Below are 14,415 nucleotides of genomic sequence, written 5' to 3'. Positions count from 1 at the left end.
TTTTTCCGGAAGGCTTTAGAACTTGATAAGTAGTAAATAGTTTGCGGAATTAAACAAGCTCATCCATCAGAACGTCATGGTTCAATATTATGTTCCCATTTGAATCAGTAGTAATCAGTTCGTCTTTTTTTAATTTAGTCAGCGTCCTGCTTACCGTTTCTCTAGTCGTTCCAATCATATTGGCGAGGTCTTTGTTTGTGAAATCAGCCTTTAGCAAAACCGTGCCATTCTCCAGTTTTTCTCCGTGAAGTTCACCGAGCCTGATCAAAAGCTTAATGATCTGTTCGTATGTGTTGTTCAGGATTTGTGCTTCAAGCCTTTCTTGAAGGTCAACGATTTTTTCTCCAAGTACCTTGAATACCTTGATGCTAAAGTGAGGGTTATCAACCAAAACTTTCTCGAACTGCGAAATCGGCACGACAACGAGACTTGCCTGCTCCAATACCTCGGAATAACCTGGATATCCGCCTTTCCTGAAAAAACCTACGTGCGGGAACATTTCTCCTTTTTTCAAAATGGCCACTATTTGCTCCCGGCCATTGGCATCGCTTTTATAGATCTTCACTTTTCCTTCATTAATAAAATACACATTTTCAAGCGGATCGCCCTGCATGAAAATATGGCTGTTTTTCTTCCATTCTCGTGAAATTGATATATCGACAATCTTCTCAAGTTCATGGTCATCAAGATCCCTGAACAAAGAAAATTTAGCCAGGATTCTTTTTATCTCATTTTTATTCAAAAAAAACACCTCTATCAGCTGTTTGTCCACTCTATTTTAACAAAAGGCTGATTTAAAAGACATAACAGATTGTTCCGAGAAAGGGTAAATAGATATTATTAGGGATGGAAGAGGGTGTATTCCAAAAAATAGCAGTTTGATTTATTGAACTTTTATCTTTTGCAACGAACGTTTATTCGGTAAAATAGGAATAACGAGGTGAACGCTATGAAAGTCCGGAAAAGCATGAAAGAGATTTTGCAAGAACTAAAGGTTAGTGAATCGGTAAAGAAAAACATCGTCCACTGGCATACGATTGAAGAGAAGGAAGCCAAAACGGAAGAAATGCCAGAAGATTTAAGCGGGATTTTAAAAGCAGCATTAGAAAGACGGGGAATTTCCCGTCTGTACACGCATCAGAAGTCCTCTTATGATCAAATCATGCAGGGGCGGAGCATTGTGGCTGTCACGCCGACTGCTTCTGGGAAAACATTGTGTTATAACCTGCCAGTATTACAATCGATCATTAATGATCCGAATGCCAGGGCGCTGTATATGTTCCCGACAAAAGCCCTGGCGCAGGACCAGAAGAGTGAGATCAATGAACTGATCCAGGAGGCGGAGCTGGCAATCAATAGTTATACATATGACGGAGACACTCCGTCTAATATTCGCCAGAAGGTCAGGAGGGCAGGGCATATCGTTATCACAAATCCGGACATGCTCCATTCTGCGATCCTGCCGCATCACACAAAATGGGTTTCCCTTTTTGAAAATTTGAAGTATGTCGTCATTGATGAATTGCATATTTACAGGGGAGTCTTCGGCAGCCATGTGGCAAATGTCATTAGAAGATTAAAGAGAATCTGCAATTACTATGGAAGCGATCCTGTTTTCATCTGTACTTCCGCTACGATTGCTAATCCGCTTGAACTGGCTGAGGGTTTGACTGAAAAGGATATGATCCTGATTGACAATAATGGAGCTCCTTCAGGAAGGAAGCACTTTTTATTTTATAATCCTCCAGTCGTCAATATTCCGCTGAATGTCCGCAGAAGTGCAACGCTTGAAACCAGGAGGCTCGCAGGTGAATTTCTGAAAAATAAAATCCAGACAATCGTGTTTGCTAGAAGCAGGGTGAGGGTCGAAATCCTGCTTACTTATCTTCAGGAGCTGGTCAAACACAAGCTGGGTCCAAAGGCAATCAGAGGATATCGGGGCGGCTATCTTCCGACAGAAAGGCGCGAAATTGAAAAGGGCCTCCGTTCAGGTGACATATATGGAGTAGTCAGCACCAATGCGCTTGAACTTGGTGTCGATATCGGACAGCTACAGGTATGTATCATGAACGGTTATCCGGGAACGATCGCGAGTGCCTGGCAGCAGGCAGGACGGGCAGGGCGCCGGCACGGGGAATCGGTTGTTATCATGGTGGCCAGCTCCAGCCCGCTGGATCAATACGTTATCCAGCATCCTGCTTACTTTTTTAATCGCAGTCCGGAAACGGCGAGAATCAACCCGGACAATTTGATTATCCTGATCGATCACATCAAGTGTGCTTCCTATGAATTGCCTTTCAAAAAAGGCGACACTTTTGGTGCTGCTGAAATTGAGGAAATACTTGAATATTTGACGGAAGAGCGTATCCTTCACCAGAACGGAGACAAGTGGTTCTGGATGAATGACGCTTTCCCGGCACACAATATCAGCCTGCGTTCAGCATCACAGGAAAATGTGGTGATCATCGACCAGTCAGATGTAGCCAATGTAAGGGTGATTGGTGAAATGGATACTTTTTCAGCGATGACATTGCTGCATGAAGAAGCCATTTATCTCCACCAGGGAATACAATTTCAGGTGGAAAAGCTTGATTGGGAGGAAAAGAAGGCGTTTGTCCGTGAAGTGGATGTCGATTATTTTACCGATGCCAATCTTGCTGTCCAGCTTAGCGTCCTTGAAGAAGATAAAATCAGGGGCAATGAAGAAACAGAAATCGGCTATGGAGATGTCAGTGTCAGAGCAATGGCAACGATTTTCAAGAAGATCCGGTTTGAAACACATGAGAATATTGGTTCAGGACCGATTTTCCTTCCGGAAGAGGAGCTCCATACAAGCTCAGCATGGATATCACTGAACAAAGAGCTTTCGGAGTTCGGCCATGACCGGCTAGAGGAAGGGCTTATTGGGACATCTCAGGCACTAAAACATATCGCCCCATTATTCGTAATGTGCGATCCCTCTGACGTTCATGTAGTTCCGCAGGTCAAGGCGGCCCATAATGAAAAGCCAACTATCTTCTTTTATGACCGCTACCCTGGTGGAATCGGGTTAAGCGAAAAAATATATACCGGAATCGAAGAAATTTTGAACCAAACTAAAAAAATGGTCCTGAATTGCCAGTGTTCAGACGGGTGCCCATCCTGCATCGGAACGGATACATCTTCTATTCATTCAAAAAATGATGTTGTAAAATTACTGAATTTATTCCTTAAAGCGGCTGTGTAGGGAAGGAGGGGGAATATGAGTCTCAAGAATAAATTGAACAGGCTGAAGCCGCATATAAAAAGCGGAGCTGAAAAGCCCAAGACCGAACCGGTTAAAGCGGAAGAAACACCGGAAATCCCATTTCTTGATGTCTGGCAGCAGGAGCAGGTATCCCCCTTCTATTTTGACGGACAATATTGCCTTGTCAGGGAAGTGAGTTATCCACTTGACCAACAGCACGGCCATTACCAATTCGGCGATTTACTGGAGGCTGTTTCACTGTGGAACAAGGAGCAGACAAAGCATCCGCTTTCTGCATTCGGGCACAGCCCAGCCGACATGGTATTTTTTGATACCGAAACAACAGGGCTTGGGGGAGGGACAGGCAATACCATCTTCCTGCTTGGCCATGCGTCCATTTCAGGGAATTCACTAAAATTGAAACAGCATATCCTGCCAAATCCGGGAGCAGAAGTAGCTCTTTACCAGAGCTTTTTAATGAATGCCGATTACACGACATTGGTTACGTACAATGGCAAGGCTTTCGATTGGCCACAGGTCAAAACGAGGCACACCCTTGTCCGTGACCATGTGCCAAAGCTGCCTTCCTTTGGCCATTTTGATTTATATCATGCAGCGAGAAGATTATGGAAGCATAAAATTGAGCGGATGAAATTAAGCATTGTGGAACAAGAAGTATTAGGTCTTGAAAGAAAGGATGACATTCCTGGCTTTTTGGCACCAATGATCTATTTTGACTTTCTGGAGAGAAAAAACCCTGAAGGCTTGCTGGGAGTCATTAGGCACAATGAAACGGATATCCTGTCACTATTGACTCTCTATACACATTTAACTTTCCAGATTCTCGGAAGGGACCGTACACAAACACCGCGGGAAACTTACGAGGTGGGACGCTGGTTTTCCTATCTTGGCGAATCGGATAAAGCGAAGCAAGCGTTCAGCGGGCTTCTAGATGATGGAAATGAGGAAGCGATTTCAGCTAAGCATGCACTTGCTTTTGAGTATAAAAAGCATAAAGAATGGCAAGAAGCAGTTGCGCTATGGAAAGAAAGTGCAGCCCAAGGAACGAAAAAGCAGCAGAAAGAAGCGTGCATCGAGCTGGCCAAACATTTCGAGCATCGCGAGAAAAACCTTGAAATGGCCATGAAGTATTGCCGGCTTGCTGAAGAAATACACCGCGAAGAAAAAGGTACAACAAAAAAAGACATGATTTTTACCGGCGAGCTCGAAAAAAGAATCCTGAGGATTTCCCGAAAAGAATTTCCCGGGCAAGCGCAGAATTCGCCAAAATAAATTGGTTTTATGCCAGGTTTCGTCACGGAATCCTGAATTGTAACAAAATTTTAACATTTATCCTTTTAAAACCTGTAATATCCTGTTGTATGTATGGTTTAGACGTTGTAAAATGTAAAATTGTATGGTGTTAAAAAACAATATAATTTTACGGGGCTGGTTTGATGTATAAAGCGGTATTAGTTCTATATTTTGTTGTGATTACTCTCATCGCTGTGATCTTCAGCGGGTTGAAGGACAACTTTTACACATTCCTCTAAGAATTTCACTAAGTGCTTGCACGGGAATTTCTTTTGAAAAATAGGTGTTTTCATTAGTACAAGGCGCATCACTTCTACATAGGCTGATAATGTAAACAATAAGTCTAATTGAAAGGAGTTATGCACTATGCACTGCAAGCCAACAAATGTATTGCCAACAGTAGTTCATCCTACTCAGTGCTGTGTGAACAATAGTTTTACCAATAATGTGGTACCACATGTTCATCCAACACATACTACAAACGTAAACCACATCAATTATGATCACGTCCATTATTTCCCGCAAACACAGTCTACGGTTAATCAGGTGACACATCAGAACCACTATGGTGGACCTGGTCCGGTGCCAGGCGGAGTGGCTCCAGTTGGTCCGAGACCTCGCCCAGGATTCGGCGGCCCAGGATTCGGCGGCCCAGGATTTGGTGGACCAGGATTTGGCGGTCCAGGATTTGGCCGATAAAATGACTTCAACAAGGGCTCTTGCAGCCCTTGTTTTTTTAGCTCTTTTCGAAGACAGTTACTTGGTCAATCAAGAGTAAAGTATTTCATTACATGTGTAGAAGTCTCCTTGAAATGAGCCCTGACGCTTATAAGACTGTGGAAGCAAAAATATGTTTAGAAAGTACAATCGGTTTGTAAATAGCTATTTTTGAAAATTTCAGGTGTAATATTTACTGCTAAAAGGGAATACCTTCAATATGGATTTATTTATAATCAATGTTTCAAAGGAGATTATATGGTAAAAGTAGCTGCGATATCTGGTTATAAACCTTTTGAACTTGGCGTATTCCAGCATGATCATCCGTCAGCTGAATACATAAAAATGGCGATAAAGAAGAACTTGATCCCTTTAATTGAGGAAGGACTTGAATGGGTGATGATAAGTGGACAGCTCGGTGTTGAATTATGGGCTGGTGAGGCTGTATTCGAGCTCCAGGAAGAATATCCCGAACTTAAACTTTCTGTATTCACTCCTTTTCTGAATCAGGAGGAAACTTGGAAAGAGGCCAATAAGGAGTGGTATGAATCAGTGATTGCTGGCGCTGACCATGTTGATTCCATCACTAAAAAGCCATACGAAAGACCGTGGCAATTCAGGTTGAAGAATCAATTTTTTATAGAGAAAAGCGACTTGTTGGTCCTGCTATATGATCCTGAAAAAGAAGGCAGTCCAAAATTTATATATGAAACAGCAAAAAAATTCCAAGAAGCAAACGATTATGATATAAGATTAATCACATTGTACGATCTACAAATGGCGGTTGAAGAGGAACAATTGAAACAGCAGGGTTTTTAACCATAAATATTTCCTGCAGAACCACATAAATAAGTTTATTAAAAGAAAAATTGACAAATCCCCTTGTTTTTGAAAAAATAAATGTGACGATTGGGGTATATTGAGGTGAATGGAATGCTATCCGATAAAATACAGTTGACTGCTAAAGATATTTTAGAAAAAGAATTCAAAACAGCAATGCGTGGTTACAAACCAGAAGATGTCGATAAGTTTCTTGATATGATTATCAAGGACTATGAAGTTATGCAGCAGGAGATCGAGGAGCTCCAACAGGACAATCTTCGCCTGAAAAAGCAACTTGATGAAGCTTCACGCCGACCAAGCACACAGGCGGCCGGCACAACGAATTTCGATATCCTTAAAAGGCTTTCGAATCTGGAAAAGCATGTTTTTGGGGATAAACTTTACGATTAATCCAGCATTTGCTAGTTTTTGAAATGTATTACCATTGCTTTTCAAACCTATATTTCATATAATGTTTCTTGTAGCTGTTAATAACGTTCGGGTAATCGCTGCAGTTCTGCTGCAGAGGAAAGTCCATGCTCGCACAGGCTGAGATGCCTGTAGTGTTCGTGCCTGGCCAATTCATAAGCCAGGGCAGTCGGGCTCACGCTCGGCTGACGGCCGGGAAAATGCCTAAGTCGGCAACGATATGGCATGAATACCTGTAAAAGTGCCACAGTGACGGAGCCTTTCGAGAAATCGGAAGGGTGGAACGAGGTAAACCCCACGAGCGAGAAACCCAAACGATGGTAGGGGCATCTTCCTGGAGGAACTGAACAAAGGGAAGGACAGATGAGTTCTCATCTGTAGATAGATGATTACCGCCGGAGTACGAGACTTTTGGTCGTTTGCAGTACAAAGGTACAAAACATGGCTTACAGAACGTTATTAATGGATTTGTATGAGTGTTTACTAAAGCTCTCCTTTTGCCAGGAGAGCTTTTTTTATGTATATTAAGTCTATTGGGCAAACTTAATAATGGAGTACATAAGATATTGGATATAAAGGGTGAAACGATGAAGAATTTTGATATAATCGCAACCTCTGCTATGGGTCTTGAAGCAATTGTCGCAAAGGAAGTCCGTGACTTAGGGTACGAATGTCAGGTGGAAAACGGTAAGATCATTTATAAAGGGGACGCCAGGGCGATAGCCAGAAGCAATATGTGGCTCCGAACCGCTGACCGAATTAAGATCAAAATCGGCGAATTCAAGGCTTATACTTTTGACGAATTATTTGAAAAAACGAAGGCTCTCCCATGGGAGGATTTTTTACCGGAGAATGCTGAATTTCCTGTTTCGGGCAAGTCAGTGAAATCCAAGCTTTTCAGTGTATCGGATTGCCAGGCAATCGTTAAGAAAGCTATTGTTGAGCGAATGAGAAAGTCATACAAAACAACAACATGGTTTGAAGAGAACGGGCCATTGTTCAAAATAGAAGTTGCCCTCCTGAAGGATGTCGTAACACTGACAATAGACACCAGCGGAAGCGGCCTTCATAAGCGCGGTTACAGGACTGGCCAGGGGGAGGCTCCATTGAAGGAGACCCTTGCAGCTGCCCTGATCATGCTGACCAATTGGAATCCGGACAAGCCCTTTGTCGATCCGTTCTGCGGGTCTGGAACGATTCCGATTGAAGCTGCATTAATTGGTCAAAATATTGCACCAGGCTTTAACAGAGAATTTGTATCAGAAGGCTGGCCAATTCTTCCTGATTCCGTTTGGGACGAGGTAAGGATGGAATCAGAGGATCTTGCAAAATACGATCAGCCTCTGGACATCAGCGGCATGGACATCGACCATCGTATGGTAAAAATCGCCGAAGAGAATGCTTTTGAAGCGGGGCTTGGCGATTTGATTTCCTTCAAGCAAATGCGTGTCCAGGACTTTACGACAAAGAAAGACTATGGCGTCATTGTTGGCAACCCACCATACGGGGAGCGACTGGGTGAAAAGAAAGCAGTTGAAGAAATGTACACCCAGATGGGCAAGGCTTTTGATCCGCTTGACACATGGTCCATTTACATCCTGACTTCCAATGAGGACTTTGAACAAGTGTACGGAAAGCCGGCAACTAAGAAACGGAAGCTGTTCAATGGGTTCATCCGGACAGATTACTATCAGTACTGGGGTAAACGCCCTCCAAGAGTTGATAAATAAGACACAGCCTCCTGTATCCCAGGAGGCTTTATTTTTTCTGGAAAAATTGAAATATGCAAGATGAAACAGCCTCTAAAAAAACCACTAGGCTGACTAACAGGAATAAATATGGGGAGAACATCATAAAATACATTTATATCTGTATTTCGTAAAGGATAAGAAAGTACCAACTGTTTACACTTAGATTAGTGTCCAGCTTCAGCGCCTTTTTCATCCCCGAGAGGGCTTCTTCGAGTATCTTGCGAAAAACGTTAGCTTTGAGCAGCTCGAGACGTTTGTCTAGCTACGGCTCCTAACTCCTCGAGACTCTTCGGTCCCGCCAATGAAGTCAAAGAGCGACTTCACTGTCAGGCCCTCCAGAGCTTGTCGGAGTTGGGCAGTCGCAAACGCTTTTCGAGTTCGGTCCGCCCTATGAAGTCAAAAACGACTTCAGTGGGCGGCCCTCCAACGCTTGTCGGGGCTGAACAAGGCGCTTGCGCATTTCTTATGAAACGGAGGGATGGCAATGAATTATACATTTATCGACTTCCAAAGGATCTCAAAAGCTCTTTCAACTAGTACAGAGGCTTTGCGTAATGAATTCCAGGCTGATGAACTCCAGCTGGCAGAATTGCAGGAAGCAGAAAATAACTTTCGGCAGGCATTGTCATTTGGCCTTTCAAATCTTAAATAAGCCAATGCAAAGATGCAAAGAAACGCTTGAAGCCCAAGCGTTTCTTTGCATCTTTGCTGTTTGATTATGAAACCATCATTTCCCCTGATTAAAAACCCTGAAGCTGTCTTTTTCCATCCTCGGTCATCCGTTCTGGTGTCCAGGCTGGCTCCCACGTCAATTGGACGTCTGCATGGTCAATTTCCTCCATGCCTTGTACGCAATATTTAATGCCGCTGGCGATGCTGTCATGAAGTGGGCAGCCCGGAGTTGTCAGTGTCATTAAAATTTTTGCTTTGCGGGGTTCTGGAACATCTATTTCATATATCAAACCTAGATCCACAACATTAATATTCAATTCTGGATCGATAACATTTTTTAAATTTCCCCTGATTTTTTCCATTAATTCATTCATTTCTAACTCCTCCTTAAATAGTGACCACTTTGGCGATAATATAACTGAATAGGACAGTCCCGATAACAATCAATCCCTGACCGATGTAAAAGACCGGCATCAGCCTGACAATGAATGAAAGTAATAGAAGGATCGTCCCGGCAGTGAACAAGATGAAAAGCGGCAGTGCCAGCTTCTCATCCATCATGTCCTTTAACGCAGGCACCTTCTTTTTACCGATTTCCTTGCTGTATTTATGAGTCCACCACAAGAAAGGAACAATTTTATATAGATAACCAATGATACTGAATGCAATCCATGCGACTAAATATAGTAAAATAATCGGCCCTGCCATTTTTGCAAAAAGATTTGCGGCACTTCCTGCAAAAGCGGCAAAGTGGATTAAAGCACCGCAGCCAATCGCAAATAAGGCGAACATGAATGGGCGGTCAAGCTTCTTCTTCACACGCTTATCAATGATTATTTTGACATGCCAGGTGAAAATCATGAATCCGGCAAATAGCATGAAAGTTCCCAACACTTCAAATAAATGGCTGCCCGTTAAGAAGGAAAAGATTAAAAGGATAATTCCAACAACATAAACACCGAATACAAATGGTGCCGGTTTCATGGAATACCCATGTGAAAGTGAGAACATCGGAACCATTTTATAAGAAAAACCAAAGATCAATAATGAGAACCAGCCCACTGTACCCAGCAGGATATGAGTTTTAAAAATAGATTGATAATACTCTGATACAAAACCTGTTTTCATGCTCAGAACCAATGTGATACCAAGTGTAATTGTTGCCAGGAGAGAAAACAGTGCAGTACCGACGAACAAAGTTAAGATATTTGGTTTTGCCTGGCTTTTAAGCGTCATGAACATCTGAAATATGAACATCAAAATTCCGAGCAATGTCAGGATTCCTGGAACCAAGGCATCCTGTGGGCGAAGGTATAATGCTGCAGCGAAAGATACGATTCCTGCAGTCGTTACAGCCAATTGCCAAAATCCAAATTTTTCGTTCCAAATCGGTGTCAGGAATGCGACAGGGACCAGCTGGTACATGGCACCCATAGCGACCATCAGGGCCCAGCCGAGTACGAACAGATGTGCAGCAGACCAGATTGCCGGCAATCGGAATAAGCCGGAAACAAGAAGGTCACCGTTCAGCAGGATTAGCAGCTGTGAAAGAATTAACGCGAGCATGCTGAAGCCGATGAATGAAAAAGGAAGCTTTATATTTGTTTCGTTACCACTTTTTTGCTGAAACATTTGATTCACCCCGCTTTGCGGGAAATAGTCACGCGATAGCTTCCATCTTCTTGCTGTTCAGTCAAATAAAGATATCCTAGTTCATCAAGCTGCTCGAACAGAAACATCGGACGTCGGTCATTGATAATGATAAGCGTCTGTCCTTCCTCAAGCTCCTCCAGCTTTGCCAGTGTCCGCATCATCGGCTGTGGCGGTTCAAGCCCTCTGTTATCCAGGATCATCTTATTTCCCTCCCTTTTTTGTAAAAGTAATTTTATAATGTTTTGCCTCGATTTTTTCGACTACGTGTTCAAATCCCTTTGCTTTTAAAACCCCATACAAGGGGACAGGCTTGAAAGGTGCATGGAGGACCAGTCTGTCATTCAATTCTAAATCGCCAATAGCTTCCATGATTTTTTGGAAAGGCTCCAGCTTGTTATTTATATCCTCACGCACATCCAATTCTATCGTTCTGTGTTCCATATCATTCAGCTCCTCGATACTTTAGTTGGTATGATTAAATGATAATCATTTTCACTCTTTTCTGCCGTGATACGCATCACTTAACCGCAGAAAAATTGCTCTTCCTGTTAAAACAATTCCTGATGCAATTTTTCATGGTCGATCAGATAGTAGCCGTCAGGATCCAAACTTAAGTAATCTTTTTTCTTTAAATGGTTGATGGTTCTGCTGACAGTTTCCCTGGAAGTACCGATCATGTTGGCAAATTCCTTATTGGTAAAATGGGTGGTCAATTTAAATCCATGTTCCTTCTTTTCTCCATTTGTCTTGCAAAGGCGGAGTAACAGCATAATGATCTGTTCGTATGTATTGTGAAGAATCTGTTCCTCGAGCCTGGCCTGCAAATCAATGATCTTCTCTCCAAGGACTCGGAATAACTTAATAGATAGTTCGGGATAGGCAACCAGGATCTCTTCAAATTTAGAGATTGGTACGATGATCATCAGTGTGTCTTCCATTATTTCCGCGTGGGCAGGATATTGGCCTTTCCTGAAGAAGCCAGCGTGAGGAAACATTTCACCGGATTCAAGGACAGAAACGATTTGTTCTCTTCCTGATGAGTCGGTTTTATAAATTTTCACCTTCCCTGAATGAATGAAGAAAACGCGGTCTAGCGGATCTCCCTGCATGAAAGCATACATTTTATTTTTAAAGAATCTTGGCTGGGCGATTTCTATGATCGGATCCAGCTCCTCTGTCGATAATTCTTTGAAAATAGGAACTTCTTTCAATTGCTGTCTGATTTGTGATATATGCATCTCAATCTGCTCCTCTATGATTTGATTAAGTATCTGCCGTAAATTTTATCAAGGGAAAGAGGAGGGCAAAGTGACCTGAATCATATTTTGACGTTTTTATGAAAATAATTATCATTGCTGTGGGAAATATCACACCCGGCAAATGAGGAACTTCACAAACTAAACATTTCATTCCCATTATGCTTAAGTTGTAAAAAAAACAGGGAAGGGGTGTATGGTAGATGGAAATCCAGCATGGAACATCCACGAAGGCAGTGGTCAAGAAAAATAGAAACTCACTGCTGAAATCCGTACTCATCATCACATTATTACTTAGCTTTACAGTACTCCTGACAGGAGGTTACTGGATCTTTAAAGATATGGCTCCTAGGCCGCTAGAAGTGACAAACGAAAAGGGAGAGGTCATCTTAACGAAAGAAAGCATCATGGGAGGGCAGGCTGTCTTCCAGAAATATGGTTTGATGGATTATGGAACTGTATTAGGGCATGGATCCTATATGGGGCCTGATTACACGGCAGAGGCACTGAAAATTTATACTGATGGGATGCATGACTTCAAGTCACAAGAAAAATATGGTAAGGGTTTTAAAGCGTTGACGGGAGATGAACAAACAATCATCCGGGACACTGTCATGAAGGAGATGCGTGAAAACCGTTATGTGCCGGATACCGATAAGCTGGTGCTGACAGACGCACAAATATATGGGCACGAAAAGGTAAGGGAATTCTATCATACTATTTTTACTGAAGGTGATCAGTGGGGTCTAAAGCCAGGGTTAATTCAGGAAAAACATATGCCGGACGGGGAGCGAGCCTGGGTATCAAAGGGCGATCAGATTGAGCAAATCGCTGATTTCTTTTTCTGGACAGCATGGCTTTCAAGTACAGAAAGACCCGAAGATGATATTACTTATACAAATAACTGGCCATATTATGAGGATGCCGGAAACACTATGTCCTTCTCTGCAATCTGGTGGAGTGGTGCGAGTGTGACCATATTGATTCTATTCGTAGGATTAATCCTGTTTGTTTTCTACCGTTATCATTTAGGGATGCAAGAGGCTTATACAGCCGGGAACTTCCCGAAAATCGATTTGAGGAAGCTTCCGCTTACATCCTCGCAATTGAAAACAGGTAAGTATTTCGCGGTTGTTTCTGTACTGTTCTTTGTTCAGGCAATGTTCGGAGCGCTGCTCGCTCACTATTATATCGAGCCTGACAGTTTCTTTGGAATGAAGTGGGTCCATGATATCCTGCCATTCAATATTACAAAAGGATTCCACCTTCAGCTGGCAATCTTCTGGATTGCGACTGCATGGTTAGGAATGGGCATCTTCATCGCTCCGCTGGTCGGCGGGCATGAACCAAAGCGCCAGGGAATACTAGTCGACATATTATTCTGGGCACTAGTTGTGCTTGTAGCCGGCAGCATGATTGGCCAATGGCTTGGTGCAAACGGCTACCTGGGCAACAATTGGTTCTTATTAGGTCACCAGGGCTGGGAATACCTTGAGCTGGGACGCATATGGCAGTTCATTCTTGCGACCGGAATGCTGATCTGGCTGTTCATCGTATTCCGCGGGATCAAGAGTGGGTTGAAGAGGGAATCAGACAAAGGCGGCCTGATTCACCTGTTGTTTTACTCAGCAATTGCCGTGCCAGCATTTTACTTCTTCGCTTTCATGATCAATCCAGGCACACACTATACCTTTGCTGACTACTGGCGCTGGTGGATCATCCATCTCTGGGTTGAAGGAATATTCGAAGTTTTCGCAGTCGTTGTCATTGGTTTCTTAATGGTCCAAATGAAGCTAGTCACGAAAAAATCAACAATAAAAGCATTATACTTCCAGTTAATCCTGCTGATGGGAGCAGGTGTCATCGGTATCGGCCACCATTATTATTACAATGGTTCTTCCGAAGTCTGGATTGCGCTCGGTTCTGTATTCTCTGCTCTGGAAGTCATCCCGTTGACCTTGCTCATTCTGGAAGCATATGAACAGTACAAAATGATGAGGGATGGGGGAGTTGATTTCCCTTATAAAGGTACATTCTGGTTCTTGATTTCAGTAGCCATTTGGAATCTGGTAGGTGCAGGTGTACTTGGCTTCCTGATCAACCTGCCTGCAGTCAGCTTCCTTGAGCACGGCCAATTCCTGACACCAGCACACGGCCACGCGGCGATGATGGGTGTGTATGGAATGTTCGCAGGCGCAGTATTGATCTACTCATTGCGCAATATTGTGAAGCCTGAAAAGTGGAACGACAGGTGGGTTAAATTCATAGTCATCATGCTGAACGCAGGCTTGGCTGGCATGGTATTCCTGTCATTGCTGCCAGTCGGATATCTTCAGTTAAAAGAAGCATATTTCAATGGCTATGCAGCTTCACGTTCATCTCAGTTCTTACAGCGGGAAACAGTTGAAATGCTCCTGACGCTGAGGGCAATACCAGATACGATTTTCTTGATTGGTGTTGCTGCGCTGGCAATATTCAGCGTAAAAGCACTCTTCAATCTCCGTAATGTGACACATAAAGAAGAAGAACAGCTGCCAGTAAAAGATTTGGCTGTTGATGAAGATTAATAGGAAAA

14 protein-coding genes and 1 other RNA gene are annotated in these 14,415 nt (G+C 43.1%); 9 read left to right on the top strand and 6 right to left on the bottom strand.

Annotated elements, in window-relative coordinates:
* Positions 1 to 49: 49 nt before the first annotated feature.
* Complete coding sequence (locus tag J7E37_RS13870; RefSeq protein WP_215024538.1) at positions 50 to 742, bottom strand: Crp/Fnr family transcriptional regulator; 693 nt, start codon at positions 740 to 742, stop codon at positions 50 to 52.
* Positions 743 to 949: 207 nt separating this feature from the next.
* Here J7E37_RS13870 and J7E37_RS13865 point away from each other — a divergent pair, with 207 nt between their 5' ends.
* From J7E37_RS13865 to J7E37_RS13830, 8 genes are all read left to right on the top strand, one after another.
* Positions 950 to 3,226 carry a DEAD/DEAH box helicase gene (locus J7E37_RS13865; RefSeq protein WP_215024536.1) on the top strand — a complete coding sequence of 759 codons (2,277 nt, stop codon included), beginning with the start codon at positions 950 to 952 and terminating at the stop codon, positions 3,224 to 3,226.
* A 15-nt stretch (positions 3,227 to 3,241) separates the two neighbouring features.
* Positions 3,242 to 4,519, top strand: coding sequence for a ribonuclease H-like domain-containing protein (locus tag J7E37_RS13860; RefSeq protein ID WP_215024534.1), 1,278 nt, complete (start codon positions 3,242 to 3,244; stop codon positions 4,517 to 4,519).
* A 387-nt stretch (positions 4,520 to 4,906) separates the two neighbouring features.
* On the top strand, positions 4,907 to 5,239 hold the full coding sequence (locus J7E37_RS13855; RefSeq protein ID WP_215024532.1) for a CotD family spore coat protein: 333 nt from the start codon (positions 4,907 to 4,909) through the stop codon (positions 5,237 to 5,239).
* A 276-nt stretch (positions 5,240 to 5,515) separates the two neighbouring features.
* Positions 5,516 to 6,076 carry an SLOG family protein gene (locus J7E37_RS13850; RefSeq protein WP_215024529.1) on the top strand — a complete coding sequence of 187 codons (561 nt, stop codon included), beginning with the start codon at positions 5,516 to 5,518 and terminating at the stop codon, positions 6,074 to 6,076.
* A gap of 114 nt (positions 6,077 to 6,190) precedes the next feature.
* Positions 6,191 to 6,490, top strand: a complete 300-nt coding sequence (gene gpsB / locus J7E37_RS13845; RefSeq protein WP_023627594.1) for a cell division regulator GpsB — start codon at positions 6,191 to 6,193, stop codon at positions 6,488 to 6,490.
* 83 nt (positions 6,491 to 6,573) lie between these two features.
* An RNA gene (rnpB, locus tag J7E37_RS13840) (RNase P RNA component class B) lies at positions 6,574 to 6,962 on the top strand.
* A 133-nt stretch (positions 6,963 to 7,095) separates the two neighbouring features.
* Complete coding sequence (locus tag J7E37_RS13835; RefSeq protein WP_215024527.1) at positions 7,096 to 8,238, top strand: THUMP domain-containing class I SAM-dependent RNA methyltransferase; 1,143 nt, start codon at positions 7,096 to 7,098, stop codon at positions 8,236 to 8,238.
* 505 nt (positions 8,239 to 8,743) lie between these two features.
* Positions 8,744 to 8,911: a hypothetical protein gene (locus tag J7E37_RS13830; protein ID WP_215024525.1), complete on the top strand. Its 168-nt coding sequence runs from the start codon at positions 8,744 to 8,746 to the stop codon at positions 8,909 to 8,911.
* A gap of 88 nt (positions 8,912 to 8,999) precedes the next feature.
* Here J7E37_RS13830 and J7E37_RS13825 read toward each other — a convergent pair whose 3' ends face one another.
* The 5 genes from J7E37_RS13825 to J7E37_RS13805 all read right to left on the bottom strand — a co-directional run bounded on the left by J7E37_RS13825 (position 9,000) and on the right by J7E37_RS13805 (position 11,822).
* A complete protein-coding gene (locus J7E37_RS13825; protein WP_215024523.1) occupies positions 9,000 to 9,305 on the bottom strand; it encodes a metal-sulfur cluster assembly factor in 306 nt (101 codons plus the stop codon).
* 13 nt (positions 9,306 to 9,318) lie between these two features.
* Positions 9,319 to 10,563 (bottom strand): hypothetical protein, encoded by a 1,245-nt coding sequence (locus J7E37_RS13820; RefSeq protein ID WP_215024521.1) that lies wholly within the window; start codon positions 10,561 to 10,563, stop codon positions 9,319 to 9,321.
* 5 nt (positions 10,564 to 10,568) lie between these two features.
* Positions 10,569 to 10,784 carry a DUF2249 domain-containing protein gene (locus J7E37_RS13815; protein WP_214737031.1) on the bottom strand — a complete coding sequence of 72 codons (216 nt, stop codon included), beginning with the start codon at positions 10,782 to 10,784 and terminating at the stop codon, positions 10,569 to 10,571.
* 1 nt (position 10,785) lies between these two features.
* Complete coding sequence (locus J7E37_RS13810; RefSeq protein ID WP_214737029.1) at positions 10,786 to 11,025, bottom strand: DUF2249 domain-containing protein; 240 nt, start codon at positions 11,023 to 11,025, stop codon at positions 10,786 to 10,788.
* 107 nt (positions 11,026 to 11,132) lie between these two features.
* Positions 11,133 to 11,822, bottom strand: coding sequence for a Crp/Fnr family transcriptional regulator (locus tag J7E37_RS13805; RefSeq protein WP_215024519.1), 690 nt, complete (start codon positions 11,820 to 11,822; stop codon positions 11,133 to 11,135).
* A gap of 221 nt (positions 11,823 to 12,043) precedes the next feature.
* Here J7E37_RS13805 and J7E37_RS13800 point away from each other — a divergent pair, with 221 nt between their 5' ends.
* Positions 12,044 to 14,407: a nitric-oxide reductase large subunit gene (locus tag J7E37_RS13800; protein ID WP_215024517.1), complete on the top strand. Its 2,364-nt coding sequence runs from the start codon at positions 12,044 to 12,046 to the stop codon at positions 14,405 to 14,407.
* The last annotated feature ends 8 nt before the right edge of the window (positions 14,408 to 14,415 follow it).

It is taken from the genome of Bacillus sp. ISL-39, from assembly GCF_018613295.1.
In the GTDB taxonomy this organism is placed as follows: Bacteria; Bacillota; Bacilli; order Bacillales; family Cytobacillaceae; genus Mesobacillus.
This window is presented reverse-complemented; position numbering and strand designations above follow the sequence as displayed.

Excerpts from the sequence above, each read along its gene's own strand:
- J7E37_RS13865 (WP_215024536.1), top strand. The coding sequence starts at position 950 with ATGAAAGTCCGGAAAAGCATGAAAGAGATTTTGCAAGAACTAAAGGTT.
- J7E37_RS13860 (WP_215024534.1), top strand. The coding sequence starts at position 3,242 with ATGAGTCTCAAGAATAAATTGAACAGGCTGAAGCCGCATATAAAAAGC.
- J7E37_RS13855 (WP_215024532.1), top strand. The coding sequence starts at position 4,907 with ATGCACTGCAAGCCAACAAATGTATTGCCAACAGTAGTTCATCCTACT.
- J7E37_RS13850 (WP_215024529.1), top strand. The coding sequence starts at position 5,516 with ATGGTAAAAGTAGCTGCGATATCTGGTTATAAACCTTTTGAACTTGGC.
- gpsB (WP_023627594.1), top strand. The coding sequence starts at position 6,191 with ATGCTATCCGATAAAATACAGTTGACTGCTAAAGATATTTTAGAAAAA.
- J7E37_RS13835 (WP_215024527.1), top strand. The coding sequence starts at position 7,096 with ATGAAGAATTTTGATATAATCGCAACCTCTGCTATGGGTCTTGAAGCA.
- J7E37_RS13830 (WP_215024525.1), top strand. The coding sequence starts at position 8,744 with ATGAATTATACATTTATCGACTTCCAAAGGATCTCAAAAGCTCTTTCA.
- J7E37_RS13825 (WP_215024523.1), bottom strand. The coding sequence starts at position 9,305 with ATGAATGAATTAATGGAAAAAATCAGGGGAAATTTAAAAAATGTTATC.
- J7E37_RS13820 (WP_215024521.1), bottom strand. The coding sequence starts at position 10,563 with ATGTTTCAGCAAAAAAGTGGTAACGAAACAAATATAAAGCTTCCTTTT.
- J7E37_RS13815 (WP_214737031.1), bottom strand. The coding sequence starts at position 10,784 with ATGATCCTGGATAACAGAGGGCTTGAACCGCCACAGCCGATGATGCGG.
- J7E37_RS13810 (WP_214737029.1), bottom strand. The coding sequence starts at position 11,025 with ATGGAACACAGAACGATAGAATTGGATGTGCGTGAGGATATAAATAAC.
- J7E37_RS13805 (WP_215024519.1), bottom strand. The coding sequence starts at position 11,822 with ATGCATATATCACAAATCAGACAGCAATTGAAAGAAGTTCCTATTTTC.
- J7E37_RS13800 (WP_215024517.1), top strand. The coding sequence starts at position 12,044 with ATGGAAATCCAGCATGGAACATCCACGAAGGCAGTGGTCAAGAAAAAT.